The organism is Oculatella sp. LEGE 06141, from assembly GCF_015207605.1.
In the GTDB taxonomy this organism is placed as follows: domain Bacteria; phylum Cyanobacteriota; class Cyanobacteriia; order Elainellales; family Elainellaceae; genus Oculatella.
This window is the reverse complement of sequence record NZ_JADEWO010000020.1, coordinates 27825-54367: the sequence shown is the minus strand read 5'-3', so window position 1 is coordinate 54367 and position 26543 is coordinate 27825. Positions and strand designations below refer to the sequence as shown.

Genomic DNA, 26543 nt, shown 5'->3' with positions numbered 1-26543 from the left:
ACGGTAATCCGTCAGCAGAGATATGAATCAACTGCTATGGGTGGCGATCGCTTATATCGGTGGCATAGCTGCTATTTTAGGCAGCTTAATGCTTCTGGGTAGTTTGCTATTGTGGCTTGTGCCACGTACCAAATCCACACCATCATCACCCTTGCTGTGGCAAAATCGTCTCAAATTGACCGGGTTTTCGTTATTGCTCAGTTTGCTAGGGGTAGGGCTGTTAGTTGCAATCCCTTTTCCTGGCGGCCTGTGGCAGCAGTGAGGCATCCATCTGAAAAGGACTCAGCATCTCAGCCAGAACCAATCACAAGCCAGCCGTATGGGCAAATGCGACATTTTGGCTAAAGATAATACATCACAAAACAGCAAATGCGTAGAGGCTGTTCGGAAACTACGCTCTTTAAGCTGATTTATCTACGCCAAATCTAGTATTTTTGCTGAAACAGGTTAGTGATAGGCCGGGTTTAATAGCATTAGTTCCTGAGATAACGTATTGCTTCAATCCGGTCGTTAAGTGTGCGTCGCAAAGTCTTTGCTAGAAAAGACCTGCCTATCGTGAATTAAATGAGCGGTTATCCTGCAAGTTCGCAGTACACCGCTATAGATTCAAAAGATTCATCTACCCCAAGTTTTTCAATTGCATCGTTGTATAACGTCTTGGTCGTTATACCGCAGAAAGTTTGTTTGCCCTGTTGCATTAAGTTACTCTCGATCGCTTTTCTTCATCACCCAGTTTCATAGTTCACCGTCTCAATCCAAAACGTTTAACTTCCAGCCAATTCCACATTGAAGTGCTGAGGTTATGCAGTGTCTTGGATGATGCCTGACGGAGAAATTCGCTTGCTAATTAAGTGGCTCATGAGCCAGTCGCGTTGCTAAATCCGATCTAAATTCATCACCCACCTAAACACGAGGAGTTCAATCATGTCTCTACTTTCTACGACCACTGAAATCATTGCTGGAACCACCAATGTAGTTGGTGGCGTTACAAATACAACCACCGGAACCACAAATACAGTTGGCGGAGCAGTTGGTGGTGTTGTAGATACAACCACTGGAACCGTTACCAATACCACAAACACAGTTGGTGGAGCAGTTGGTGGTGTTGTAGATACAACCACTGGAACCGTTACCAATACCACAAATACAGTTGGTGGAGTAGTTGATGGTGTTGGTGGAGTAGTTGGTGGTATTACAGATGGTTTGACAACGGTTGTTAGTGGGTTACTAACCAACAGCGTTGCTAAACTTGATGCTTTGGTAGGCGACCAAGTTCTGCTAGATGCTTTAATCAATGATTTAGGCACTTCCTTAGACGAAACTGTAGAGGTCATTGATGCTGTTTTAGGGACAGCATCAGGCGTTGTAACAAACCTCACCAGTGGCGGCACGGTTGACGGCATTGTCTCTCCTTTGAATTCTGTCATTACTCAAATCAATGACATTGTTCCACTTCTGAATGGCATTGATTCTGAAGCCGTTGATCAACTGGTTGAAGTACTTAACGCTCTGGTTAGTGACTTTGGTACGCTGGTTGACAAAGCAGATGAAGGGCTGACCCCAGCCAATGTACTCGCTGTTCTCACTCCCATTACTGGAGATTTGACAAGCCTGGGTGGTGGATTGGCAGAAGGGTTGATTGGCAGCGGTGGCCCCTCTATTCCCCCTGTCATTCCTTCTCTCATTGATGACCTGGTTGGCGATAATGCGATTGTCAATGATCTCATCGGTGACCTGGGTGCCGCTACGATCAATACGATCGCTACAACAGTTGATACGCTGTTAGGCAATCTACAAACAGTTATAACGGATATTCAAAGTGGTGTTAATTCACCTGATACCCTGGCTGGCTCCCTGAATCCTGTCATTGCCGATGCTCAAACCCTCATTGCTGACCTGTTGAGTTCTGGTAGTGACTCTGCTGCTACTTTAGCGACCGCTCTACAACAAATGGTAGGCAATCTAAATGGCACGGTTGCTGATATCACAGATGGTACAGTGCCATTAGCTTCAGAGTTGTTGGAGATGCTCAATCCGGTAGTAGGCGACCTGCAAGATTTGTCTACTGTTCTTGTGGGTAGTGGCTCTGGCGGTACCGGAACAGGTGGCGGCACAGGGACAGGTGGCGGTACCGGAACAGGTGGCGGCACAGGGACAGGTGGCGGTACAGGGACAGGCACAGGTGGCGGCACAGGGACAGGCACAGGTGGCGGTACCGGAACAGGTGGCGGCACAGGGACAGGCACAGGTGGCGGTACAGGGACAGGCACCGACGGTGGTACAGGCACCGGAACCGACGGTGGTACAGGAACAACCAATGGCACGGGCACCGGAACCGATGGTGGTACCTCCACGTTGCAAGATAACGTCTTCAATGGCACAGATGGCGACGACTCTGTTGTTACCACTGCGGCTCGTGACGTACTGGATATGAAAGGTGGTAATGATAAAGTTGCTTCTACCTACGCTAACCTACAGCAGAATGACATCATTAATGGTGGTAGTGGAGTCGATCAACTCGCTATCACGGGGGGTTCTGCAACAGATGTTATGCGGTTATCAGTGGCTACAACCAAGAACCCCAACAACCTGATCGCCGCTACTGGCGTTGTGGGAGCTAACATCACTAACTTTGAGAGCTTTGACCTGACTGGTTTTGCAGGTCGTGCCACCATCAAAGGCAGCAAAGGTGCTGACACTCTGATTGGAGGAGATGGTAAAGATAAGTTAGTGGGTGGTGCTGGAAACGATCGCCTCTCTGGTGGTTTGGGCAACGATCGCCTTGTCGGTGGCCGTGGCAATGATTACCTCATGGGTGGTCAGGGTAAAGATAAGTTGGTTGGAGGGCAAGGTAAGGACAAGTTTGCCTTCGCTAAGGCAACGGATGGAGTAGACAAAATCGTTGGCTTCAAGGTTGGCGAGGACACCATTGTTGTCTCCAAGACAGGCTTTAGCAACGACCTCAAAGTGGGTCAATTGGCAAACTCTCAGTTTGTGTTGGGTAGTCAGGCTCAAGATGCAGGCGATCGCTTCATCTACAATCGGCAAACTGGAGGATTGTTCTTTGATGCCGATGGTTTAGGCGGAGCCAACGCGGTTCAAATCGCTAAACTATCGGGCAAACCTGCTTTAAGCGCTAGCAGCATTGCAGTTGTGGCATAAAGGTTTGTGATAGAGAGGGAGAGGCAATAGACTCTGCACGTCTGATAAGGTCGTCTCTCCCGTCTGCGATCGCTGTTATCCTGTCTCGCTACTCAATACGGTCGCTTTACTGCTGAGAGACCTGCATTCAAAACCATGACTTCTAGCTTTTTAGCAACGGAGGTCATGGTTTTGCAGTTGTAAAGCAACTCTCGAAAAAGAAAGGGTACGAACTAAATCGTACCCCCGTAAGAGGCATTAGCCCCTGAGCATTGGTAGATGCAAACTTGTAGAACCTAGAGCTTCATCGTCAAAAATCCGCGAATACGTTCTGCAAAGCTTGTCGCTTCTTGCGGTTTTTGCTGCTCCGGCTGATTTCTAAGCTCTTTTAAGCATTCTAGCGCTAAAGGTTCCTCTGGATTCAGTTTTAGCGCCTGACGCAAACTGATGTTAGCCATACCGAACAACCCTTGAGCGATATGCACTTTTGCCAAGAGCGCATGATATTCGCTGTGGGCTGGGTTAATTTTGATGGCATCTCGCAGTTCTTGTACCGCTAATGTTGCGTTTCGCATCTTGAACTGCTCTTGAGCACGTCGATAGTGCTGTTCGGCAAGTCCTTTAGCTGCAACGGAGAGACTGGGCACATAAGGTTGATGCTCTGGTTGCGATCGACTCAAATCAGAGTTGGCTGACATGGCAAACCCTCAAGGTTGACATAAATGGTAGATACGCAATAAATCCTGGCTGACCAGCAGGCGATCGCGTCAAAAGGTTGCAGGTGAATGTTGATGAAAATGTATCGAAACAGAAACAAACGAAACACTAAAACCCTGGATCTAAGCTGGACGGGATATGGATAGAAGAACGTACAGCAGATGCTAAGAAGGCTGAATTACATTTCATCAAGGCTTTATCATAGAGGATCTTTTCCTATTCAATCGTGTGATTCTCGTCACAGGATTATGTGATCTGGATCTTTTTTATTTTGATTGGTATCACGGCAATGGCGTTCATGCCCTGGTGTTTGAAGCGGCAACGGTTCCACAACCTTTTCTAACATTTCAGCTAAACTGCCCGAGGCGCTTAACCGAAACAGTATTTGTTGCCCTGCTGGTGCGAAAATCCTCTTTTAGCTGGACGGCGCATTGATTTAGATCACCTAGCCTGGTAAGAGCAGCCATTGGGGTAGGAGCAACCGTGTTAAAGTTCTACAGCGCCTTCATCCACAACAGCCACATTCTTCAGCTTCAGTTTATCGACCTGTCGCCACCAGTCGATCCGGCCTCGGTTGGAACACAGCTCATCTCAGCGTTAGTGGTAGGACTGCTAACTGCTTTTGCGTTTCAACTCTTGCTCACTAGTTTTGGCGTGGCTGCTGGCATCACGGCGGTTGGCTTTCAGTTTCGCGGTGCTATTCGTAGCCGTCAGGACGATTTAGAAGCGGGTGACGAAGCAGCCCTCGATCGCCCTGATGAATTGCCCAATCAAACGAACGTCATTTCTACCATTGGGTTTGCGGCTGGACTGGGTGTGTTGCTCACGGTTAACTCCGCCCTGTCGGGTGCCTCTTTTCTCGCCGCCAAGTTTAGTGTGGTTAGCAGTCCTATGTCTGGGGCGATCGTTGGCATTGTAATCTGGTCGGCTTACTTCTTGATCTTGACGTGGATTAGCTCGACCGCCATCAGTTCCTTGATCGGCCTGATTTTAAGTTCTGCTACGTCAGGCTTTCGCAAGATCATTTCAGTGATTGGTACAGCGCTGAATCGGGACGAAGCATCGGCTGATTTGTTAACTAAAGAGGCGGCTCTGGCTGCGATTCGGCAAGAAGTGCAGGCGGCATTAAATACTACTAATTTTCAGCACATTTGGGAAGAGTATTTAGAAGCGATGCCCTCCCCGCAGCCAGACACCAGCGCTGTGCGTCAGGAAATTATATCGGTGTTGAACATGCTAGAACCGGACGCGAAAGCGGCGTTGAGCCAGGTCGATCGGCAGGCATTTGTAGAGTTGATTCATCAGCGCACCCATTTGCCTCTCGATCAAGCCGAGCAAATTGTGGCTGACCTGGAGTCGAACTGGCAAGAGGCGATCGATCGCCATCCCCAACACGACCTTAATGCCGAACTGCTGCAATTTCTCAAATCAGCTAATCCAGAACTGCTCAAGTTTGACCAGCTCAACGCTCAATTAGAGCAACTGCTGAACAGCCAGCCTGATGAGCCAAACTCCACAAGTTGGCGTACTCGGTTACAGCAGGTGGATTTTGGTGCAGTGAAGCGAGCGGTTCTACATCGTCTCGATTTGTCGGATATTGATGTGGAGGAGATCTGGCAGCAGCTCCAATCGCTCAGACATCAAATTATCTCTAACCCGGATGAAGATTCTCAGTCAAATTCTTCTGAGGAGCGATCCTTCAACCCGATCCGAGAAGACATTGAAGACTACTTGCAATACACTGAGCCATCGCATCTGTTATCAGATGGGCTGGCCACGGAATTTAAGCAGGTAATTTATGACTCGGAAGCGGCTCCAGAACTGGTGCGATCGCACCTTGAGCAAATTGATCCCGCCGATTTTGGCATTGTTCTTGCCCAGCGAGATGACCTTGATGCCGAGCAGCAAACCCACGTCCGTCAGGAACTAAAATCGATTTGGCAGGATGTGTTAGATGCAGTTGCAGCCGCAGAAATAGAGCAGCAACAGCACTATCTCCGTCAGCAGTTGGAAACCTACGTCCAAACGGCCAAAAAGAACGATTTAGACCTGGATACTATTCAAGCGTCGGTTCAAGCCAATGTGTTACCTGTTCTGCAAGGAGCTGGTATTGGCGCAACGGTGTTAAGCCAAATTTGGAGCCAGTTCGATCGGCAGACTTTCGAGGAATGGCTGCATCAACGTGATGACCTGACCAAAAAAGAAACGAAACAGTTGGCAAAGCGATTAGCCAAAATGGGCGATGGGCTGGTGGCAACGGTACGCGATCGCGCCGACAGCATCCCTACCACTACCGAAACGACCGAAACGACCGAAACGCTGGAGGCTCAGAGCAGCGAACTCTGGCAAAAATTGGAGTCGTATTTGCGCTACACCCACGTTAAACGGCTTACCCCGGCAAAGGCAGAACGCAAACTGCAAAAGCTAATCCACGACCTGCAAGCTACAGCAAAATCGGCTCAGGTTAGCTTTTCAGAGTTTGATCAGGCGGCTTTAGTCGATGTATTGCAACGACGGCAGGGACTCAGCAAAAAACAGATCCAGCAAATTGTGGATCAGCTTGAGGATCGTTGGAATACCGTGATACAGGCTTCCCAAGCCTCATTACACCGGGCAAAAGTGCAGGTGGAGCCAGTGTTTGATGATGTTACCAGTAAAGTAGCTGATTACCTGGAGCAGCTCGATTGGTCGCCCGATAGCCTGGAAGAACTTCAGCAATACTTGCTCAGACTGTTAAGCCTCTCGACGGCTGGAACCTGGCTGCTTCGGCAGCAGTTAGCCGATCTCGACTGGGATGCTTTGGGCGATCGCCTGCGGCAAAAAACGCAATTTGATGATGACCAGATTCGACGGCTGATAGCTCAGATCAAAACAGTTGTGCATCGTGCCATTAAAGCACCGCGACGGTGGGCGTTGCGATCGCCATCTACGTCATCCACTGCTGTCCCAAACCCAACGGTTGCCGGATCGCAATCAGAACCCGATCGCTCCAGGGTTGACCAGTTGTTGAGCAAAATGGGGGATGCCCTGAACGGGTTGGATTTTTCTGAATTAAGTTACACCAGCATTAAATACGACTTGCAACAGTTGTTGAATGATTCTCCGTTAGGGTTTGACTCTCTCAATCAATCACTCAAATCGGTGTTTGACTTCTCCACCGATGCGGTAGGGGGTTCATTAGATGCGTTGCGCGACTCGTTAACGGCGACCTTGCGCGATCGCCTGATCCAGTTCAACCAATCTATCCTGGCATCTGTGTTGCAATCACGTACCAATCTTTCGGATACGGTTCGGCAACAGGTAACGAACCAGGTGGAAGGTGTGCGCGATCGAATGCTGGCACAGGTTGAGCAGGTGCAGCAAGGGATTCAAGCACGGGTAGAGGCGATTAAGCTAGACGCACAGCAGCGGGCAGAAGCCACTCGTAGAGCTGCTGCAACGGCAGCCTGGTGGCTGTTTGCTACTGCAATGACATCAGCCGTGACATCTGCGATCGCCGGAACGGTTGCCGTAAGTGGAATCCATTTAGACTATTGGACTAATCTATTCGCCAGATTGACGCATTAATTAGCTTTCCTGCATCATCATTAATTCTCTGGTTCTAGTTTGTTATGTCTCTTAACGATTTCTCGTCTCGATTGCGGAACTTCTGATTCCGAAGTAGACACTAAAGCTAGGGAAGGCCAACTTGTCTTTTCATTAGCCATAGGGGCTAAATTCATCCTATGGTAGTAAACCATTGCCAACCCCACCTGTTTTAGAGCAATCTTGGGAAATCGACTATGAGAAGAATGAGATTTTGGAAAAAGTGGGGCATTTTTGCCCTCTTAGGATTACTGCTGAGTTGGGCGGTGAGTTGTAGTCCCAGTCCTAATAATTCAAATGCAGGGCAGTCGGGTACTCAAGAAGTTGAGTTTTGGACGATGCAGCTTCAGCCCGAATTTACAGACTACTTCAATCAGTTGATTGCTACCTTTGAAGCAGAAAATCCGGGGGTAACGGTACGCTGGGTCGATGTCCCCTGGGCCGATATGCAAAGCAAAATATTAACGGCAACCTCGGCTGGTACTGCGCCTGATGTCGTCAACTTAAATCCAGACTTTGCCATGCAACTGGCCGGACGTAATGCCTGGCTGGCGTTAGACGATCAAATCTCGCCGAGCGATCGCGATGTCTATCTACCCAAAATCTGGCAAGCTAGCACCCTTGATGGCAAAAGCTTTGGCCTTCCCTGGTATCTTACGACCAGCGTCACGATTTATAACCAGAACTTACTGCAACAGGCTGGCATTAGTGAACCACCAGCCACCTTTGCAGAACTGGCACAAGTTATGAAGCAGGTGAAAGAAAGCACCGGAAAGTACGCCTACTTTGTCACCTTTGTGCCTGAAGACTCTGCAGAGGTGATGCAATCCCTGGTGCAAATGGGTGTTCAGCTAGTAGATGCTCAAGGACAAGCGGCATTCAACACACCAGCAGGCCGAGCCGCTTTCCAGTATTGGACGGATCTATATCAACAGGGCTTGTTGCCTAGAGAAGTGTTAACCCAGGGACATCGGCGGGCGATCGAACTGTATCAGTCTGGAGAGACCGCTATTTTGTCATCTGGTTCTCAATTCTTGAAAGCGATCGCGACCAATGCGCCGACCATTGCCGAAGTCTCGAACAGTGCCCCCCAAATCACAGGAGATACGGGTAAAAAGAGTGTTGCTGTAATGAATTTGGTCATTCCTCGCAATACCGATCAGCCTGAAGCGGCCCTCAAATTTGCGCTGTTTGTGACCAATAACGAAAACCAGCTGGCGTTTGCAAAGGCAGCAGACGTATTGCCATCAACCACCCAGGCATTGCAGGATAGCTTCTTTACCAATGCTCCAGACAATGCATCGTCAATTGAAAAAGCCCGCGCGGTGGGCGCATCGCAGATGCAGGATGCCGAAGTCCTGCTTCCAGCCATGAAAGATGTTAAAGCGTTGCAGAAGGTCATTTACGAAAATCTGCAAGCCAGTATGTTGGGGCAGAAAACAGTTGACCAGGCTGTTGAAGATGCCGCAACGGCCTGGAACCAGCGTTAATACTGGGTTTCAGCTCTAATTGAAGCTAAGACAATGGGGCACATAGCTGGTGCCCCATTCCTTTTTTGGGATAGTAGTTTGGATAGTATTGGGTCGTACTATGCCTACTGATCTCGCCACAGAGCAATGCCGCCAAGTAATCCCAGCACGTTGGGCACAATGCTGGCATCGGATGGTAAATCAAACGCAATGCGCTTGGTTTCTCCCCCACCAATGTGAAGATGGTCGTAATTAAATAGATGTTTGAGGGAGGCGATCGCCTTTTCCAAACGGCGGTTCCAGCGCTTCGCACCAATTTTATCCAGTGCGGCTCGTCCAAGCTGTTCTTCGTAGGTTTCACCTTTGCGGAACGGATGATGTCCCAGTTCTAAATTGGGAACTAGCCGACCATCCACAAACAGCGCAGAACCAAAACCAGTACCTAAGGTGATGACCAGTTCTACTCCTTTGCCCGAAATGGCTCCCATTCCCTGCACGTCAGCATCATTTGCCACTCGTACCGGTTTGCCTAGCTTCTCAGCAAGCGCTGTACCCAAATCAAAATCAACCCAACTGGGATCAAGATTGACAGCGGTGCCAATGATGCCACGTCTCACAACCCCTGGAAAGCCAACCGAAACGCGATCGAACTCTCCTTGCGAAGGAATGAGTTGAGCGATCGCCGCAATAATATTAGTGGGCGTAGCAGGTTGGGGAGTATCAACACGGGCACGTTCTGTTTGGGGCTGGCCTGCCTCGTCTAGAACCATTATCTTGGTGCCGCTTCCACCAATATCAACGGCCAGTGTTTTCAGTCCGCTTCCTTTCATGTCTGTCAGTGATGCTAAAGGATTAGGCCATTGCCTGAGCTTCAGTAGGTAAAATCGGCATCAGACTGGCACTTCTAACGCTTTTGATTGTAGTCGTCTACGCTCAATTCTGCTGCTTTATATAAAGTTTTTGGAACCGTGCCCGTAGTCATTCGTTCGTCTGTCAAGCTCGCCCACTTGAAACGACACGGCTATAGTGATTGCTCTTGATCGCTCTTGATTGCTATAGCGGCTTCTCTAAAAAGTCGTATAGAATTTCGTCGGGTTCGTCTTCTACTTCTTCTAAACCTGCGATCGCATCAACAATGGCTTGATGTTCTGCCACACTAACCGCATTGGTATGATAGATATTGGTGGCAAACTGGGTGGGCAGAGCTTGAGGAGAATCTGTCGTATCTTCTAGCGCCACCAACCGAGCCGAGAGGGCAATGATCTGTTCGGCCAACACGTCGGCCTGACCCATTCTCTTCTCAACCTGCTCCAAACGGTGCTTGACCTCTCTTAGTTGACCTGCCAGTGTACCAATATCGGTTTCGGCCAGATATTGGGCGATCGCTTCATAAACAATTTGTGTGGCTTGGCGTCCGGTATTCGCCGCGATCGCCTCCAGTTTTTCCTGCCACTCTTGAGGGATTTGGCACCCGACCATTGGCTGTTCAGCCATGATTGATCACTCCGTATCAACATTAGCCCTGTCCAAGAGTCTAACGTATTCCAGGGGCAATCCTGCAAAGTTAGATAACTGAGATAGAACGGTAAAATCTCTGAGTTGAATCAGTCCACTAAGATCATTCATTTGCTGTTTTGTTAACCAACCATTAAAGAACATAAGAGGCCATTTGAAACGGAGGGATGTCTCTTGCTAAAGGCGGAACAGTGGATGAATAGCTCCTGGACTAAACTAGAATTCTTGTTCGTGCTTGCCGCAGGATATGCCACGTTCTACAACCTATCGAGCTACCAATTAGACATCTTGAATATCCTCAAACGGATAAGGGCGGGACAGAATCTGCAACATAATAGACCACTGTTTAGATCATCTGGGAAGTAGATTTTGAAGGTGCTGATTATTACTCGAATCTCCTTTCTAGCCAGTTGTAGGTATTAAATCTCCAGGGTGAGGTAATGGGGAAAATGCAGGCCATCAGCTACATTTCAGACAATTTAGATTAGAGAATTTAAGAGGTTAATGCAAACTATTGAATCCTTCTCAGACATTCCTTTAAATTCCTCGATACACTGGAGCGATGAAACCTTGAAATAAGCAGGAAATCCATCTTAATTTGTTATATTAACTTTTACCTTTATCTTGCAGACTGAATTTACAATGACCTATACCTTTCGACAGAAGATTAAAGGGTTCAACGGAATTAGTTTGAAGTAATCAATAAGTAGCCTCAAATAGAGTATTTCGACAGCAAAGAATTCAATAATGCCTTTATGTAGTTTTACCGTCGGCTTTAACAAAACGCTTAAACCAATGAATTTTCCCAACTCCTTGCCTGATCCTAATTTTGAACTTGACTTTAAAAGCAGAGAACAAACTCATTTCTTGCAACTCAATATTTTGAAACTAGCAGCGTTTGCCTGGAAAGAGTACCGCTTGCGGGGTAAAGGTGCAATGACTATTTGTGGGGTGCCAGCAGTTGAAGAAAACCATTTAGATCGCTATGAAGTAGAACTCGGTTATCTCACTACTGAAGAGGTTTTGCACTTTTACCCTAGAGCGATCGAGCTAATTCAATTTGTCACGAAATATAATCCAGTTAGCGGATTGGTGATTACCTTTACTAACGATGATGGCAGCTTGAAAGACTCTTATCACTTAACTCTAACCATGCCGTTGTCTCAGTGTTATGTACTTTGGCAAGAGAAATTATTAGAACAAACCGTTGATTGAAACACGGGGCTAGAGAGAAGCCATTTATCTCAACCTGTTGTTGATGCAGGGATCGTTTCTGAAAGACCACTGTTATTGAAGTCCAACGTTGATGATTGGAATCAATTGGCGATCGCGCTCAGCCTGCGTCTGCCTTCTGGCTTAAACAGGGCTGTGATTCCAGATACCCACTTTTCAGCCGGGTTTTGTGCAGTTTTTTCCGATTGAGCTGGTAGGGAATATCCGTCTGGAACCACCATCAGCGTAATGCTGATTCTGCCCACCACTTTGACCACGTCATTTGGTAAAACAGTGGCTTGACAATCGGCATCGTAGAATTGAGCAGGCCAGTAGCTTCCTTGAAACTTAATTCGGCCTGCTTGCACAGCCGTAATCGTTCGGTCTACTTTACCTTCTGCAACTTGAGGAAAAAAGGTGACTGTTTGAGAATTCAGCACAGTTTCCACGGACTCACCTCACCTGAATGATGGTTGTTAACTCGGACAAGCGCACGTTTAAGTAGATGTTTGAGTAGATGGAAGTGTATTGCTAGTGGAATTACGCTGGTCTTGAGATATTACTATCGGGTACTCCGCAAAAATACTATGTGATGCAGCCACCAGAGCGCCTGTGATTCGAAGTGTCTGTCCTGGTGACGTTCACCTCAAGCTGACGTGACGCTGATCACAGGAGGCAAGGGGATGCAGTGTTAACGAAGATCCATCTTTACCAGGGCAAGCGATCGCCATTCCACGAGAAAAACTGGCCGCTATCGCCATCCTTCAAGTCAGCCATTACTGCCAACAGTTGAGTAACAGTTCGCTCTACTGAAAACAGTTTCTCAGGGGGGACATTCATCTGAAACGGTTGAGAGAGCCGTGTGTCTGTTGTGCCGGGGTGCAATGTGACAACAATGGTTTTAGGACTCTTGCGCTCAAATTCGATTGCCACTGTTCGCATCAACATATTTAATGCGGCTTTGGAAGCCCGATAGCCATACCAGCCGCCGAGCTGGTTATCGCCAATGCTGCCAAGCTTGGCAGACAGTGTGGCAAAGATACTGCGATCGCCATGCCGCAACAACGGTAGCAGGTGTTTGGCTAATAGCGCGGCTCCGATGCTGTTGATTTGAAAATAGCGAATTAGCTGGTCTGGATCGATTTGGCGAATACTTTTTTCGGGTTGCAGTGTGCCGTCGTGCAATAGGCCAACACAGTTCATTATCAGGTGAAGCTGACCTGCCTGGGTCTGTAAATACGTCGCGCAGTTGGCAATCTGGGTCTCATTGGTGATATCCAGTTCGAGGCAGTGTAATTGTCCTGGGTAGCGATCGCCCAACTCCAGTAACCTTACTGCCGATGCTGCCGTGCGATAGGTTGCATAAACTGTTGTAACACTGTCTGCTTGCAGTAATTGCTGCACAAATTCCAACCCAATGCCCTGGCTGGCTCCTACCACAAGAACATTGGCATGGTGAACGTCGGGAACAATGGTCATTGCGGTTCGTACAAATGGCTGCTTCGTAGCTTAACCAATTATTGCCGAATTACAGCCATTTTCATTTGCATTCACCACGCCTCAAACCCTACACCTCACACTCATCTTGGCGAGACGGTGGCTGACTCGATTGAGAACTGCTGTAAACCTTACCGAGCGCACCAGCTCGGCAGGGAACTGCCGCTTGCCCTCGCTCGATTGTCTTCAGTTCTCTGAATCTGAATGACAGTGAGCGTGGGTTGCAGCAGCAGGCGGCACGTCCAATGCTGGATTTTGCTCGAAAAAACCAACGGGTTTTAGCACAAAGCCAGAATAGGCGGTGGGCATAACCGGATAATCTTCCGGGCGTGGAATGTGATGATGTCCGAAGGTGTACCACAAAACGACATCGGTATTGTCGATCGCCCGATTCGCTTCAGTCCATTTAGGTAAGCCTTCACCACCAGGATGTTGATTTGGATAGTTGCCAGCAGAAAAGCGCTCATCCGGGGCATAGGGAGTAACCCAGAGATGTTTGGTCATAAAACCTGCTCGCTTCAAAATGGGAGAGTCGGGGTGGGCAAAGGGCAGGATATTGTCGCCGGGGATGAGCTTATACCCCACAGGTTGTCCTAAACGGTTCAACATAGAGGGATTCACCACTTTCCAGTAGCGTCCCTTAAGTGGGTCAATGATTCGTTGCGCCTCTTGTTCGGTCTTAAGCAGCGTAGAGCGTGCGAAGAAGGCATTACCGTAGGGATTCTCAGACCCTATTGGTTCTGCTTCCGAATTGACCTCATAGACGGAGTTGCCCTTGCCATCAATGTCAAAGTCTAGCCTTAAATTAAAGAAATGCTGATGATTGAGAGCATTTAGCTCTGGCGCAACTAGCGTGCCGTATTTGGGATAACCAGCCAATGCGCCACACAGCAAAATTCCTGTCAGTTTAACTTCGTATTGAATGGTGCCGTCCTGGTAAAAGTACCAGTAGAAGCCGTACTCGTAATTATCGACGGTACAGACAAAGGAAATGACCAGACGGCGCGATCGCCTCACTTCAACCTCGTCCAATCGCCAGTCGGTATGTTTCCAAAGAATGCCGTAGTCTTCTTCGTGCAAGCAAATGGCGTTTTCAATGGTGGAACTATCGCCTCGGCTGCTCGTGAGGTGGGCATCAAAATAATAGATTTCACCCAGGCAGTCACAGCCGTGAGTGAGGGAATTGGTCAACATGCCAACCCCGTGTTCACCGACATCAAAGGCATTCTTGCGAAAGTGCTGTGGACGCGGATCGCCATAGGGTACAACCATCTCGGCCAAAGAGGCTCGATACAAAATTGGGCGCAATCGTCCCTGGTCCTCGTAGCCTACGGTGTAGAGCACCAAGCCCTCACGGGGCGTAAACCCAACTCGAAATTGCCACTTTTGCCAGCGCACTAAATGGCCTTCAACCGTGAAGCTGGCTCCATCCGGTTGAGTGATGTGCAGCGGCTTGAGATCAGAACGAAAGGTTGGCGTAAAGCGAGCCGCATATTCCCCCGATTCGGGCGGCACTGGCACGATGCCCATGTCCTCGATTCGCAGCACGTTCATCTTGTTAAGATCCACCACCGGGACAAGGCCATCAATCGGGCGGCCATAGAAGTTACCTTGTTTACTCGCTCGCAGGTAACATAGACAGCGCGATAAGCGAATGCCTTCTTCTTCTACCATGCCAAAATGACCGATCGCCCACGGATCAACCACGACCAGATCCAGATCTGTGATTCCTCGTCTGGCTAAAATAGCTTGAAACTCTGGATCGGCTTTGACGGCTGCCTCACATTCAGACAATTCGTCTGCCATAATATTTGGCTGCACGTTGGGGATATGCTGCCAGGTAATGACCGAGTTTGTCTCAAGCGACACGATCGCCTCGTAGGTTGACCCGGCAGCCGTATCTAGCAAAATCAAAAACGCTTCCCGCTGAACTGGGTCGCCATCCTTGAAGCGTAATACCGTGTCTTTAGATGGCTCGTTCAACACCACCACCGGAAACCGGAACGATCGATCCACGTTTCGTTCAGCCCGGACGATCGCCACAGCTCTGGCAATCTCATCTGCCGTCAGTGGATCAAGCGGATGCTGAATGCTACGAGTTACTGTGTCTTTAAGGTCGAGTGGTGTAGTCATCTTCCAGAGTTAAATAACCGATCTAATTTAGCGTGTGGCAACCGTTCATAGGGTATGAAAAAAGCCCACTTGAACGACGTTGTTCAAAAATGGGCATTGTGTAACCGTACAACCATTTGAGAGGTTGGCTGTCGAATGGGCTTGATTGTGGTGAGCTGTTGCCTTGCTCTTGTGAAGCCTAACAATTGGCAAACAGCAAACGCAGACTGGACATTACCGTCCTTTCTTTTCGCGTTCTTGGCGACGGCGATCGCGCCACTCAACGTTGGTTAGATAAAGCACGCCGCCTGTCACTACAAACAGTAGTCCAAAGGCCAGGACAGCTAAGATGCTTAGGGCTATAGACTCAAAATTCATGCTCAGCACTAAACTAGAAACCGTTACGACCCCAAACCACCATTGAAATGGAAAAGGTGAAGACTACTAACAGCGAAACCCAGCCTAAACTCAAAATATCCATGACGTTAGTTGAAACGGATGATTGATAACCAATACAGGTTTAATCATAATTCAAAGCGGACACCTCTGCACTGAAGACGGCTGTGCTAACTCTTTCCTATATGCCAGCTCAAAATTCTGCATCTTGCCCCACCTTCCAATTTTGGGGATTCCAAATCGCTTAGAGGATGTTTTAGTAAGGATCAAATGTGCTGCATTCGCCCCTAAATTTCCCAGAATTGGGAAATTTAGGGGACGGTTCGAGTGGCAATCAGAGGCATGACCGCTCAACGATGCAGGTGTCTATTCAGCAACGCCAGGGAGCAAAGCGCCTTCACCCGCAACAGCAGACTACAGCCATTTTCATTTGCATTTACCACGCCTTAAACTCTACACCCTACACCCATCTTGGCGAGACTGTGGCTTACTCAATTGAGAACTGCTGTATGGATAGACGGTCGGCACTGAAGTCAATGGGGCAAGCCATCGTTATCGCCAGCCTGAGTGTTGCTAACAACTACTTGACGGGGGAATGCTAAACAGATCAGGATTTAGACGGACAGTAAAATGAGCCGATGGCAAAATGACGAAATGATCGGTGTCCATTCCTCTGGATGCTGACCCTCAGTAGTCGCTCCAGTTGGTTTAGATACGGCAAGACTGAGTAATTACAGGAATGCTGTAAAACGTATCAAGCTGCATCGTCCAACCTTTCTATTCGTAGCCTTTTACACTAGCCCTTCGATTCCGTTGAGTCGGCATTGATTTATGAATCTTGCTCAAAAATATCGGTTGCAGTTTACAGCTCAACGAGGCGATCGCCTCCTGCTTTGTTTAGCGGCGGCTGTGGCCTTTCATTTGGGCTTGATTACGGCAGGCTTGGCGTTGTGGCAAGATGCGGTTGAGGAAGCCAAGCTTGATGCCGAATCGTCTATTCCGGTTGAGTTTGTTTATTTAGACGCACCAAGCATAAAGCCACCCGCCGAAACAAAGCGACAGTCTGCAATTGACTCAGCAGCGGGCGGAGAACACAAGGCTGAACTGCCCACCAACGCGGGAAAACCGGGTGGAAAAGAAGCAGTCGGGGCGATCGCGCCTCCTGATGCTGTCCAGCCGCCGCAAGCAGTTGCCCCACCCGTCGCATCGGGTACGCTGCTCCCCACCAGTGCTGCTCCTAAAGCAGCCGTCTCAGAACCGATCAGTAAACCCTCGGTTCCTGTTGCTCCAGAACCAGCGCAACCACCAGATTCTCAGTCCCTACCGTTGCTCGATGCAGCCGAGCCGTTGGAACCCTCCCCAGATCCCAGTCTGGATGCAGAACTGCCGCTAACCACACTCGATGCGGCACTGTCTCCCTTCTCTGCTACAGTCGCTCCTGATTCTAATGAGACACCTTCGCTGCCAATTCAGGCAGGAAGCGGTTTAGATGGAATTGCGAATCCAAACCGTTCGGCACCGAATGAAGTGGGGCTAGATGCAGAACGGGATGCAGTGCTGGGAACCTACAAAGCAACCGTAACCCACGAGGTTTACCAGAACTGGCGGCAGGTTAGCCTCAATGGCACCTATGAGACAAAAGTTAGATTTACTATTAACCGTTTTGGAGAATTGGTTGACCTCAATCTGGTACAGTCCTCCAGTTCGGATGCCGCAGACCAGACGGCGTTTCAAGCGATATCGGCAGCGGCTCCATTTCCACCGTTTCCGCCTGAAATTACGGATGAGTTACTCGTCATCAACTTCACCTTCACTCATCGAGCATCCCGCTTGCAGTAGCCAATCTTGACGGAATTGCTAACTGAGCAGATGGAATATGAGATTTTTCTACAATGCGTTCTACAATGCGTTCTGTAGAAATTGAACTACGAAGCGGTTGCAGTTCTTGAAGCGGCAATTCTTGAGAGGGTAACGTTTTCTGTTTTAACGTTACGGCTTCCCTCAGTGTTTCCCAGGTTGGTGCAAACGGCGCGATCGCCAAAGAGCAAGCTTTCCACCCCCCCTGAACTGGCACTCCTAACTGCTGACATTGACCACCCCGTCGTCCTTCACCTTCGAAGAACTGGCAATGACGACAGGCCGAGACGATCAACTGTTCAGTTCTCATAGAGGGTACTTGTAATGTAATTGTTGCCCTCATTCTCATCTGCGGCTTTTTCTGTTTTAGGAAAGGAATAAGCTCGAAACCCTTGTAGAGCATAATTCCTGACGATCCCCATACCCAGGGGCTATTTAGATTGTCTTCAGATTCTTGTTACGGTTTAGATACAAATAGCGACGGGAAATTCATTTAGTGCATTTTGGCTAACTCTACTGCTTTCCCTCCGAAGACATCGGGGATCAACTTAAACCACAAGCCAGAATTTCTGATAAATTGGTTTTTTTAGCGCTTCAACCGATGGGATGAACTTATATTATTAATTGGATATTTCTTGGAGTTAAATGAGAGAGTTGTAGCGAAAAATTGCAGAATACAACAAAAACGTAACAAAATTGTCTGAAAAAACACGGGTCTAAACCAACTCAGCAGGTAGAGTAACGCTTAATTCTCAGTGTTTTTCCCGTGGTATTCAGGGTGCGTGTTGTGTTGATGGCATCAGCAGGGCTACCACTGCTTTGGAACGCACAGAGAGCAGACAGACCAGCGTTTAAGTTCACCCTCAGGGGTAGGGCACTGGCACTGAGGGCAAAGCGGCAGGTTCTTGGTTTGAGCTTGAACTGCCTTTGCCCACCCCTGAAATGCTGTTTGCGGATCGTTGCTTTCAGGTCGAGAAAGAGGCTGGCCTGCCGCAGGTTTTGGCAAGCGACTGGGATGCTGATACCAAAGATGCTCAGTTTCCATCGCCCCTGCGGCTGGGCGATCGCATTGCCATTGAGCCGTTGAGAAGCGGATGTCAGTCAGGCTGTCTGATGCTGATAGAGATGCATTCAACTTTGCCAGAATGCGCTGTCGTTCAAACATAAGAGTTTGAGACCAGGCCGCACTAGAGGTAGCAACGTACAACACACGGCGTTGGATATAAAGGGGCTGCGCTTGGGTAGCGACCGCAGAACCTACCACCTCTGCCCATTGCAGCAAGAGTTTCTGGAAGCGTCGTCGGGCTTTCCAACTGTCATGATGTTCCAAGAAACCGAGAGCGTGTTGTAGTGATTGAAGAACCATGATCCAAATAGAGGATAATTAAGGGGATGAAAACAGGTGACTGACGGCAGGTTTTACGCTAAAACTATGACCAAATGGTCATGGTATAAGCTTTAATCTAAAGCAGAACAACGATAAAGCAGAAGGATGGTTTGATGGTTATCGACTAGGGTGGCAAGAATGAAGTTGGTACGCACCGAGCATTGCTTCAAGCTGCACCTAATTGATAGTCCCGTTAGAAGATAGTCCCGTTAGAATGGGTACCCTGATCTAAATTTAGCTGCCCGGTCAATGAATATTGACGACATTTAATTCCGTGTTGATAACACTAACAGGAGTCTTGCCATGCGCCGACGTTCCCCTCAATCTTCTCCTGATCTATCAGACGTACCGACTTTGCATCCAGCATTGCAAGGCGTGTTTGACAGCCTGGATGTTGATTTAGAGGAGGAATTGGCGCTCTATCGGCGGCGACGGGACGATCGCCCCACCCCCCGCAGTCGTGGACGCAGCCGTCCGCCACAACGTGCAGGCGCGGCGGCAACGGCAGGACGGTTACAGTTGCCCAATCCAACACGGGCAGCTTCTCACACGGCGATCGCTGATGATGACGGTTCCCAGCAAGACCTATGGCAATCGACGAGTGCTGCATCACCATCGGTTCCAGCAGCGCAACTAGCGCTACTGGCGGCGACCTCATCGGTGCCAGCTCAGGCTCAGGCTGAGCCAATCGGCCAAACCCAGTTGCAGTCTAATCTGGCTACGGTTCACCAATCCCCGTCCTACGACCTAGCACAGCCAGACCCAGGAACAGCCGAACCCGATGATTACCTGGCCTCTTCAGAGGAACTGCTAAGAAGTCTGGCCGACGAAGAGAAAGAACTTCGAGCAGAGCAAGAACCCGCATTGCTAGATACATTGCTGACTCCTCTGGGAATTGGCTCAATGCTGCTGTTGTTGCTCTCTAGCGCGACCTTGGGCTATCTCATCATGAATCCCTCTAGCTTAAATCTGGCTGGGTTGAAATCCTTGTTTGGCGATCGCTCCACATCGGAGGTGGCAAGCGAAACCGCATCGGGTCAGGCTGTTGGTGCTTCCGGAAATTCGGTGTTACCCAACTCGCCCAACCTGGCTAGCGAAGAGTTTGTCGATTTGAGTCTGAGTAATTTAGGCACCTTGCCAGCCGACAGAAACGTGCAGCCGTCTGTATCGCCTAGCCCTGCCCAACCGTCTCCTGGTGCAGCACCAGCGCCTGCTGCCTCGCCAGAGGCGACCACCAACCGAGCTGTGGCGGCGCAAAATCCGGCTGATTTGCCAACGGTTCCTATTCCACGTTCAGCACCTGCTGTAGTGGCTCCAGCTCCGGTGCGATCGGCTCCTCCGGTGGCAGCAGCTCCGGCTCGGTCTGCTCCGGCTCCGGCTCGGTCTGCTCCGGCTCCAGCTCAGCCTGCACCCGTTCAAGAGTCGCGTCGGCCTGCACCACCCGCTCGGATTGCTCCTCCTCCCAGCGTTGTGGCGGCTCCCGCGTCCGTTCCGGCTTCGCCTCCTCCCGTAGTAGCGGCACCATCCACCCCCACTCCGGTTCAAGAAGAGTACTACCATGTTGTCACGGAATTTAGCAGCGATCGCAGCCTGGAGCAGGTGCGCGAAGCCGTTCCAGATGCTTATGTGCGTAATTTCTCGAACGGGGCGCGGGTTCAGGCGGGTGCATTTAATAGCCAAGAAGGGGCAGCAGACTTAGTGCGTGAATTGTCTGAGCAGGGCATCTCTGCCGAGGTGTACCGCGCTGACGAATGATCCGGTTGCAAGCGACATAATCCAGACGAGCAAGAGTCAGACGAGCCATCAGCGATTGGCAATACTTCTATCTAATTGACTTCAAACTCAGGGAAGATCGTGCGCTTCTAGGTAGCCAGTTAAGGTTGAATCAATTCCAACTGGTTAAGAGAAGACAGGATAACAATGGAGAAAAACAAAGAGGATTTAGCCGAGAGTAAAGGATCTCAACAGGATGTTGTTGAGGTTCCTGTTGATGCTCCTGCTGATGCATCAGTAGAGATGCCTGAGGCTCACTCCACCAAAACTGGCTTAAGTGCTGCCGCAACGGAAGCCGTAGAAGCAGTTATTGGGGCGGTTAGCAGTGTGGTGGGTGGATTTGTCGCCAAGGGGGCATCGGATGCGGTTAACCCTGCTGTTGAAGACGCTTACTGGCAAGAGCAGTGTGCGTCTCGTCCTTATGTCAGGCTGGGACGAACGTATGCAGATTACAAAGCGGCCTATCGCACTGGATATGAGGGCTATAGCCGTTATCATCAGTCAAAGCAAACCTACGATGACGTTGAATCTGAGCTACAACGTGACTATGAATCACAGATCAAAGAGTCGGATTTGACCTGGGATGAAGCGAAGTATGCTGTTCGTGATGCCTGGGACAGAGCCGATCGCATGACGCTAAGCTATAGCGAAGATCAGTACTGGCACAATCACTACACAGTACAGCCTTATTACGTTTCTGCATCGCCCTATGAGGTCTATCAACCTGCTTTTCGAGTGGGATACGACGGCTATACTCGTTACCGCAGTACCGGGCGAACCTTCGACGAAGTTGAGCCAGAACTTCAGCATGAGTACGAGCGTCAGACTAATGGCTCCGTTGGCTCTATTTTGGCCTGGGAAAGCGCAAGGCTAGCCGCTCAAGCGGCCTGGCACCACGTTGAGCAAACTGTGCAGAAGCGATCGACCAAACTGTAAAGAGAACGGCTCACGGGTGCTATCCTGCTACCGTTTCAAACTGAGCAGGGCAGGCGATCGATTTCACAACTCCTAAACCTACAGCCATTTTCATTTGCATTCACCACAAACCAAATACTACACCCCACCCCCATCTTGGCGAGACGGTGGCTGACTCGATTGAGAACTGCTGTAGAAGGAACGGAATTAAGTCTGACGAGAATTATTTGTATCTCTCAGTAGACGAAGAACTCTGGCAAATCCGTCACCATCCTAGTAGAGTTCTTCAATATTGCGACGCAGCGAGAGGAAACACCATGAGCCGAGCCAAAGAACTGCTCAGTCGTTACCGAGCCGGAGAAAGAGAGTTTAGTAATGCGGATCTGAGCGGCATCACGCTGGTTGATTTTGACCTGAGCGATGTTGACTTGAGGCGAGCCAATTTGACGGGTGCTAACTTAACGCGAGTGACCCTACGCCATGCCAACCTGGAAGGGGCAAACCTGAATCAGGCCAAACTGACTGAGGTTGACCTGACTGATGCCACCCTCACAGGTGCCGATTTATCAGAGGCGGATCTGGGTAATGCCAACCTGACCCGTGCAAAATTGATTACCGCTAACTTAACCCATGCGAATGTCAGCGATGCTAACCTGACGGATGCCAATTTGTTCTTAGCTAACCTCACTGGCACCCACCTGGGTGACGAGGCCGTGATTCCTCCCCATTGATTAATTGGCGATCGCATCCCCTGAAAGGTGCTAGATACTGAAGGTTAGCCCGCTGTCGCTGAACCAGGTGGTCGAAAACGCCACAGTTCGCGACCGTTCTCTTCATCCTCAGCGGCAAAGAACAGCGTACCGCCAACATTCACCAGTTCAGACGGATTAGAGCTACCGCTCCCCCGAACAATATCAGCAACCTGCACCGTTCCTGCTGAAGTGCCATTGCTGCGCCACAGTTCGCGACCATCAGTGCGATCCTCTGCCGCGAAATAAAGCGTACTGCCAACGGCCACTAAATCAGACGGATTAGATCCAAGTCCGCCAGAAAAAATGTCGCGCACTTGTACGGTTCCGTCTGTGGTGCCGTCGCTGCGCCAGAGTTCGCGACCATCATTTGCCGTTTGAGCTGCAAAAAATAGGGTGCCATCAACATTGACCAGGCTGCCAGGATTGGAGCCTGGAGACCCCACAAATATATCTCTGACCAGCGTTGTTCCTGCTGCAGTGCCGTCACTGCGCCACAACTCTCGTCCGTTGGTGCCATTATCGGCAGCAAAGTAAACGGCATTATTGAAGCTGACCAAACCCGATGGGTTAGAGCTTTGGCTACCTGCAAAAATGTCGCGCACTTGCACTGTTCCCACTGCGGTGCCATCGCTGCGCCACAACTCTCGCCCATCCTGACCGTTGTTAGCAGCGAAGAAGAGTATGCCATTAACATTAACCAGGTTGGAGGGATCAGACCCGATCGAACCCGGCAAAATATCGCGCACCTGTACGGTTCCCGATGTGGTACCGTCACTACGCCACAGTTCTCGCCCATTTCCACCATCAGCAGTAAAGTAAAGCACCCCATTCACATTCACCAAATTGGAGGGGTTTGAACCCTGCCGTCCGGCTAAGATATCTCGGACTTGCACCGTTCCCGCTGTGGTGCCGTCGCTGCGCCAAAGTTCTCTGCCGTTATTGCCATCTTCAGCGGCAAAGTAGACAACGCCATCAATATTGACCAGACTGCCAGGGTTCGATCCTAGCGGTCCCGAAACAATGTCTCGAACCTGCCGGGTTGTGGCAGAAGAACCGCCACTGCGCCATAATTCACGGCCATCACTACCGTTGTCAGCGGCAAAAAATAGGGTGCCATTCGCATCAACCAGATCGGTTGGATTTGACCCCAAAGGGCCGTCAAGAATATCTCTAACTAAGGTGGCTCTCCTGCCGGTCGATGGGCTTCCACTTGGAGGGTCTGGGTTGTCTGGATTGTCTGGATTGTCTGGATCTGGTTGGATGCCAATATCGTTCACACCGATCCTGAGCCTGTAGTTTGTGTTTCCCCTGACCCGAAAGACCCGGATATAGTAAATCCCCGGCTCTAAACTAACGTTAATCGATTCTGCAAACTGTCGAGGAGCGTTAGACAGAGCAATGCGTCTACCGTTTTGGTTCTGAAGTTCAAGGTTGGCGTTGGCCTGTAAATCTGTGACAACGAGACCCAGCAGGCTAGATCGCCTCAGCCGAATACGGTAATAGTCATCGGGGTCGGCTGCGCTAAGGTGATCTCTAAACGAGCGAAGGCGACGGGAGTCAACCACAATTCCCCTCGCCTCGTTGCGGCTGTTACCAGCTTTATCAGCGGTTGACATACCTAAATCACTCCTTTGATGTCGAAGATAGAACAAGACAGCAGCTAAGAAATGCCTTGTTCCTGACCTTCCCTAATTCTCCTATTTTTAAGTTGCTATGGCTGACCAACTTCGACTCTACTAAAAAGCGATCGCCCCATGCAGAACGATCGCTTCAAGGCTACTTACGGTGAGGGCACGCCTCGCTGTTGGAGGAAATCTTGAGTGGCTCGTCCGGGTGTGTATTGGTAACCAAATCCAGAAGTGTCAGAATCATCCAAGATTTGAGGGGTCAGCAGAATAATGACCTCATTTCGCTGATTTTCTCGGTTGGTGCTTCTAAACAACGCCCCCAGAATCGGGATGTCACCCAAGATGGGTATCTTTGATACCGTGGTTCGATCCGACTCCTGAATAATGCCAGACACAATCAGAGTTTGGCCGTCCCGCACGCGCAGCCGCCCGGATTGCAAGGTTCGTTCTGCCAGCAGCGTGATCTGTGTGTCCTGGAAGTTCCGCGATTCGGATGGTGCCGATACGGTAGGAGCGATCGCCATCGTCACGAAGCCGTTATCATCAATCCGGTTGACATTGACCTGAAGAATCACGCCCGCATCTTCAAGCTGAAGCTGCGTTGTCGAGCGACCCGTTTCATCATCGAAGGTGGTAATGATGTTAGTTGGAATTTGTTGCGTCAACTGAACCGTAGCCGTTTCACCTTCCTGTACCACAATGGTTGGGTCAGTCAGGATTTTGGCATTGCCGCTTACCACCTGAGCCTGCAAGCTAGCCAAAAAGCGGGTGGGATACTGGAACAGTTGCGGTAGACCGATCTCAATCCCGTCTTCCGTTATCTCAGTGATCCCTGGCTGTAGCGGGTTCTCGTCGGTGCCAAACGGCGCACGGGGCAACTGCCCAAACGGGAAGTTGGGGCTAAGCGGCGGTGAAGGGTTCCCTGTTGAGTTGCCAAACGGCGCATCAGGCTGAGCATCAAAGAACGGGCCTAGCTCATCGTCGGTCGCAGGGAAAGGGGTAGCCGTAACCGGTGCGCTCAAGACGCTGTTTCTGGTGATGGCTGTTGTGGGGGGGCGAGTATCGCCAAAGTTGAAGGATGCCGCACCACCATCAGAGACAAAGAAGCTGTCGCCCACCCCAAAGGAGAAGCTGGTACTAAAGTCCTCGGTAGCCAGCAAGTTGACATCAACCACCTTGACGTTAATGGCAACCTGACGCTGACGCAGATCAAGCTGAGACAGCAACTGTGACGCAATTTCGATTTTGCGCGGTGTGCCCACCAGCGTAATCGTGTTGAGTCGGGCATTGGTCACCACCGACAGGCCACGCAGCAACAAGGGGCCGTCCCCTCCGGAGGCACGCAGCGCAATCACCTCAGGAGTCGATGTTTCAACGTTTCGAGCGGCAGCCCCTTCTCCAAAGGTTTGAACTTCAATTCGATCGCGCGTGATCTGAGTTTCTGCGCCTTGAGCTGTCAAAAACCCTGCCGCATCTGCTGCATTCACCTGGTTCATCCGCAGCGTCCGAGCCACCACGTTGCGAGCATCATCGGGCAGACGCGGCCCGACAAAAATGGTTCGTCCTGTGCGGTTGGCTTCTAAACCGCTCACCCGCAGCACGTAATTGAAGACATCCTGAACCGGTTCGTTTTCAATATCCAGCGAGATTCTGACTTCCTGAACCGCCCCCGGTTGTTGAACCACCTGCTGCTCTTGCCCTTCACTGGCAACGTCTTCGCCAATGTAAGCCACATTAAGACCCGCCGCCCGAGCCAGTAGAGACAAGACATCGCGCACTGGCGCATCGCGCAATACCAGGCGAGGTACCCGTTCTCCCGTGCCCAGATCGATCGCTTCTGGAGAGGCATCAATATTTGAAACGGCAATATCCCCCAACGGTGGCGCGATCGCCCTCGGTGCCAGGGGTGGTGTTAGGCGTTGGTTTGGAGCCGTCCCCGGTAACGGAACACCTTCAATTGAAATTTCTGGATTGGGAACCACTACATCTGGCGTTGGAGCCGTGGGAAGCGGTGCCTGAGGCGATGGAGCCGGGGCAGGAGCCTGAGCCGTTGCGCCCTGGCCTGGGTTCGATGGAGCCGCTTGCGCTGCTTCACTGCCGTTTGGATTGAAGCTAAGAACAATTCCTCGTCCCGACTGGCTGACTTCACCTGCGGGGGCGTTGGCCTCTCCGGCCACCGTCACCCGCACACTGTTAGAGTCAAGCTGGCTAACGACGACAGAGCTAATACCAGGAGCCGGGTTGTTTTGCAGAAACCCGTTGCCTTCTGCTAGCGTGAGCTGAGTGTTGATGATGTCTGCCACCAGCGTATTGCCCCGGCTGACCGTGAAGATTTGCGGTCGATCGCCTGCTTGAGTGCGTAGAACAAGCTCAATTCCGCCATTGGTTTGGTTCACCTCTACATTAGTCACCTGGGTTGGTGCGGCTGTTGCCGCCTGTGCCGCCATTACGACCACCGCTGCACTGCCAACTATCCCACTGAATCCAAAATGCCTTCTCACAATTCACTCCTCCTTCAACCGGGCGAAATTGATATTTAGAAAAACCGGGATCGAATCCAATTCATCTACATGCTGCGACCTCTAGG

General features: G+C 50.2%; 23 protein-coding genes. 11 read left to right on the top strand and 12 right to left on the bottom strand.

Annotated features, from left to right (window positions below; translation table 11 throughout):
* Positions 1 to 22 precede the first annotated feature (22 nt).
* Both IQ268_RS15270 and IQ268_RS33250 read left to right on the top strand, forming a co-directional pair.
* Positions 23 to 262, top strand: coding sequence for a hypothetical protein (locus IQ268_RS15270; RefSeq protein WP_193880524.1), 240 nt, complete (start codon positions 23 to 25; stop codon positions 260 to 262).
* Positions 263 to 924: 662 nt separating this feature from the next.
* Complete coding sequence (locus IQ268_RS33250; RefSeq protein ID WP_193880521.1) at positions 925 to 3162, top strand: calcium-binding protein; 2238 nt, start codon at positions 925 to 927, stop codon at positions 3160 to 3162.
* Between the two features lie 275 nt (positions 3163 to 3437).
* On the opposite strand, the gene IQ268_RS15260 is transcribed toward IQ268_RS33250, so the two are convergent.
* Positions 3438 to 3839: a hypothetical protein gene (locus IQ268_RS15260; RefSeq protein ID WP_193880518.1), complete on the bottom strand. Its 402-nt coding sequence runs from the start codon at positions 3837 to 3839 to the stop codon at positions 3438 to 3440.
* A 502-nt stretch (positions 3840 to 4341) separates the two neighbouring features.
* On the opposite strand from IQ268_RS15260, the gene IQ268_RS15255 reads away from it, so the two are divergent.
* Together IQ268_RS15255 and IQ268_RS15250 are read left to right on the top strand one after the other, a co-directional pair.
* Positions 4342 to 7425 (top strand): hypothetical protein, encoded by a 3084-nt coding sequence (locus IQ268_RS15255; RefSeq protein ID WP_193880515.1) that lies wholly within the window; start codon positions 4342 to 4344, stop codon positions 7423 to 7425.
* Positions 7426 to 7649: 224 nt separating this feature from the next.
* The gene (locus tag IQ268_RS15250; protein ID WP_370584668.1) at positions 7650 to 8933 is read left to right on the top strand and encodes a sugar ABC transporter substrate-binding protein; all 1284 of its coding nucleotides are present in this window, start codon (positions 7650 to 7652) and stop codon (positions 8931 to 8933) included.
* Between the two features lie 104 nt (positions 8934 to 9037).
* Here IQ268_RS15250 and IQ268_RS15245 read toward each other — a convergent pair whose 3' ends face one another.
* Together IQ268_RS15245 and IQ268_RS15240 are read right to left on the bottom strand one after the other, a co-directional pair.
* A complete protein-coding gene (locus tag IQ268_RS15245; RefSeq protein WP_193880509.1) occupies positions 9038 to 9742 on the bottom strand; it encodes an ROK family protein in 705 nt (234 codons plus the stop codon).
* 223 nt (positions 9743 to 9965) lie between these two features.
* Positions 9966 to 10406 carry a hypothetical protein gene (locus IQ268_RS15240; RefSeq protein WP_193880506.1) on the bottom strand — a complete coding sequence of 147 codons (441 nt, stop codon included), beginning with the start codon at positions 10404 to 10406 and terminating at the stop codon, positions 9966 to 9968.
* Positions 10407 to 11222: 816 nt separating this feature from the next.
* Here IQ268_RS15240 and IQ268_RS15235 point away from each other — a divergent pair.
* Positions 11223 to 11642 carry a hypothetical protein gene (locus tag IQ268_RS15235; protein WP_193880503.1) on the top strand — a complete coding sequence of 140 codons (420 nt, stop codon included), beginning with the start codon at positions 11223 to 11225 and terminating at the stop codon, positions 11640 to 11642.
* A gap of 101 nt (positions 11643 to 11743) precedes the next feature.
* Here the strand turns inward: IQ268_RS15235 and IQ268_RS15230 are convergent, their stop codons facing one another.
* The 5 genes from IQ268_RS15230 to petN form a co-directional block, all read right to left on the bottom strand.
* Positions 11744 to 12079: an NfeD family protein gene (locus tag IQ268_RS15230; protein ID WP_193880500.1), complete on the bottom strand. Its 336-nt coding sequence runs from the start codon at positions 12077 to 12079 to the stop codon at positions 11744 to 11746.
* A 268-nt stretch (positions 12080 to 12347) separates the two neighbouring features.
* Complete coding sequence (locus IQ268_RS15225) at positions 12348 to 13118, bottom strand: SDR family NAD(P)-dependent oxidoreductase (protein WP_193880496.1); 771 nt, start codon at positions 13116 to 13118, stop codon at positions 12348 to 12350.
* A gap of 204 nt (positions 13119 to 13322) precedes the next feature.
* Complete coding sequence (locus IQ268_RS15220) at positions 13323 to 15269, bottom strand: primary-amine oxidase (RefSeq protein WP_193880494.1); 1947 nt, start codon at positions 15267 to 15269, stop codon at positions 13323 to 13325.
* Positions 15270 to 15482: 213 nt separating this feature from the next.
* Positions 15483 to 15626, bottom strand: coding sequence for a hypothetical protein (locus IQ268_RS15215; protein WP_193880492.1), 144 nt, complete (start codon positions 15624 to 15626; stop codon positions 15483 to 15485).
* Positions 15627 to 15639: 13 nt separating this feature from the next.
* Entirely contained in the window at positions 15640 to 15729 is a 90-nt protein-coding gene (petN, locus tag IQ268_RS15210) for a cytochrome b6-f complex subunit PetN (protein WP_193880490.1), read from the bottom strand.
* 187 nt (positions 15730 to 15916) lie between these two features.
* Between petN and IQ268_RS15205 the strand changes: the two genes are divergently transcribed.
* Both IQ268_RS15205 and IQ268_RS15200 read left to right on the top strand, forming a co-directional pair.
* Positions 15917 to 16246 (top strand): hypothetical protein, encoded by a 330-nt coding sequence (locus IQ268_RS15205; protein WP_193880488.1) that lies wholly within the window; start codon positions 15917 to 15919, stop codon positions 16244 to 16246.
* A gap of 229 nt (positions 16247 to 16475) precedes the next feature.
* The gene (locus tag IQ268_RS15200) at positions 16476 to 17483 is read left to right on the top strand and encodes a TonB family protein (protein ID WP_193880486.1); all 1008 of its coding nucleotides are present in this window, start codon (positions 16476 to 16478) and stop codon (positions 17481 to 17483) included.
* Here the strand turns inward: IQ268_RS15200 and IQ268_RS15195 are convergent.
* The gene (locus tag IQ268_RS15195) at positions 17455 to 17811 is read right to left on the bottom strand and encodes a hypothetical protein (RefSeq protein WP_193880484.1); all 357 of its coding nucleotides are present in this window, start codon (positions 17809 to 17811) and stop codon (positions 17455 to 17457) included. The genes IQ268_RS15200 and IQ268_RS15195 overlap by 29 nt on opposite strands.
* A gap of 498 nt (positions 17812 to 18309) precedes the next feature.
* Positions 18310 to 18867 carry a DUF721 domain-containing protein gene (locus IQ268_RS15190; protein ID WP_193880482.1) on the bottom strand — a complete coding sequence of 186 codons (558 nt, stop codon included), beginning with the start codon at positions 18865 to 18867 and terminating at the stop codon, positions 18310 to 18312.
* Between the two features lie 324 nt (positions 18868 to 19191).
* Here IQ268_RS15190 and IQ268_RS15185 point away from each other — a divergent pair, with 324 nt between their 5' ends.
* The 3 genes from IQ268_RS15185 to IQ268_RS15175 all read left to right on the top strand — a co-directional run bounded on the left by IQ268_RS15185 (position 19192) and on the right by IQ268_RS15175 (position 22307).
* Complete coding sequence (locus IQ268_RS15185; RefSeq protein WP_193880479.1) at positions 19192 to 20643, top strand: SPOR domain-containing protein; 1452 nt, start codon at positions 19192 to 19194, stop codon at positions 20641 to 20643.
* Positions 20644 to 20808: 165 nt separating this feature from the next.
* On the top strand, positions 20809 to 21597 hold the full coding sequence (locus IQ268_RS15180) for a glycine zipper family protein (RefSeq protein ID WP_193880476.1): 789 nt from the start codon (positions 20809 to 20811) through the stop codon (positions 21595 to 21597).
* A gap of 296 nt (positions 21598 to 21893) precedes the next feature.
* A complete protein-coding gene (locus IQ268_RS15175; RefSeq protein ID WP_193880473.1) occupies positions 21894 to 22307 on the top strand; it encodes a pentapeptide repeat-containing protein in 414 nt (137 codons plus the stop codon).
* A gap of 44 nt (positions 22308 to 22351) precedes the next feature.
* Here the strand turns inward: IQ268_RS15175 and IQ268_RS15170 are convergent, their stop codons facing one another.
* A complete protein-coding gene (locus IQ268_RS15170; protein ID WP_193880470.1) occupies positions 22352 to 23944 on the bottom strand; it encodes an ELWxxDGT repeat protein in 1593 nt (530 codons plus the stop codon).
* Here IQ268_RS15170 and IQ268_RS15165 point away from each other — a divergent pair.
* Entirely contained in the window at positions 23938 to 24117 is a 180-nt protein-coding gene (locus tag IQ268_RS15165; RefSeq protein WP_193880467.1) for a hypothetical protein, read from the top strand. The genes IQ268_RS15170 and IQ268_RS15165 overlap by 7 nt on opposite strands.
* Here the strand turns inward: IQ268_RS15165 and IQ268_RS15160 are convergent.
* A complete protein-coding gene (locus tag IQ268_RS15160; RefSeq protein WP_339383340.1) occupies positions 24109 to 26457 on the bottom strand; it encodes an AMIN domain-containing protein in 2349 nt (782 codons plus the stop codon). The genes IQ268_RS15165 and IQ268_RS15160 overlap by 9 nt on opposite strands.
* Between the last annotated feature and the right edge of the window lie 86 nt (positions 26458 to 26543).

What these genes read in the sequence shown, in the direction of transcription:
- IQ268_RS15270 (WP_193880524.1), top strand. Translation starts at nt 23, where the DNA reads ATGAATCAACTGCTATGGGTGGCGATCGCTTATATCGGTGGCATAGCT.
- IQ268_RS33250 (WP_193880521.1), top strand. Translation starts at nt 925, where the DNA reads ATGTCTCTACTTTCTACGACCACTGAAATCATTGCTGGAACCACCAAT.
- IQ268_RS15260 (WP_193880518.1), bottom strand. Translation starts at nt 3,839, where the DNA reads ATGTCAGCCAACTCTGATTTGAGTCGATCGCAACCAGAGCATCAACCT.
- IQ268_RS15250 (WP_370584668.1), top strand. Translation starts at nt 7,650, where the DNA reads ATGAGATTTTGGAAAAAGTGGGGCATTTTTGCCCTCTTAGGATTACTG.
- IQ268_RS15245 (WP_193880509.1), bottom strand. Translation starts at nt 9,742, where the DNA reads ATGAAAGGAAGCGGACTGAAAACACTGGCCGTTGATATTGGTGGAAGC.
- IQ268_RS15240 (WP_193880506.1), bottom strand. Translation starts at nt 10,406, where the DNA reads ATGGCTGAACAGCCAATGGTCGGGTGCCAAATCCCTCAAGAGTGGCAG.
- IQ268_RS15235 (WP_193880503.1), top strand. Translation starts at nt 11,223, where the DNA reads ATGAATTTTCCCAACTCCTTGCCTGATCCTAATTTTGAACTTGACTTT.
- IQ268_RS15225 (WP_193880496.1), bottom strand. Translation starts at nt 13,118, where the DNA reads ATGACCATTGTTCCCGACGTTCACCATGCCAATGTTCTTGTGGTAGGA.
- IQ268_RS15220 (WP_193880494.1), bottom strand. Translation starts at nt 15,269, where the DNA reads ATGACTACACCACTCGACCTTAAAGACACAGTAACTCGTAGCATTCAG.
- IQ268_RS15215 (WP_193880492.1), bottom strand. Translation starts at nt 15,626, where the DNA reads ATGAATTTTGAGTCTATAGCCCTAAGCATCTTAGCTGTCCTGGCCTTT.
- petN (WP_193880490.1), bottom strand. Translation starts at nt 15,729, where the DNA reads ATGGATATTTTGAGTTTAGGCTGGGTTTCGCTGTTAGTAGTCTTCACC.
- IQ268_RS15200 (WP_193880486.1), top strand. Translation starts at nt 16,476, where the DNA reads ATGAATCTTGCTCAAAAATATCGGTTGCAGTTTACAGCTCAACGAGGC.
- IQ268_RS15195 (WP_193880484.1), bottom strand. Translation starts at nt 17,811, where the DNA reads ATGAGAACTGAACAGTTGATCGTCTCGGCCTGTCGTCATTGCCAGTTC.
- IQ268_RS15190 (WP_193880482.1), bottom strand. Translation starts at nt 18,867, where the DNA reads ATGGTTCTTCAATCACTACAACACGCTCTCGGTTTCTTGGAACATCAT.
- IQ268_RS15185 (WP_193880479.1), top strand. Translation starts at nt 19,192, where the DNA reads ATGCGCCGACGTTCCCCTCAATCTTCTCCTGATCTATCAGACGTACCG.
- IQ268_RS15180 (WP_193880476.1), top strand. Translation starts at nt 20,809, where the DNA reads ATGGAGAAAAACAAAGAGGATTTAGCCGAGAGTAAAGGATCTCAACAG.
- IQ268_RS15175 (WP_193880473.1), top strand. Translation starts at nt 21,894, where the DNA reads ATGAGCCGAGCCAAAGAACTGCTCAGTCGTTACCGAGCCGGAGAAAGA.
- IQ268_RS15170 (WP_193880470.1), bottom strand. Translation starts at nt 23,944, where the DNA reads ATGTCAACCGCTGATAAAGCTGGTAACAGCCGCAACGAGGCGAGGGGA.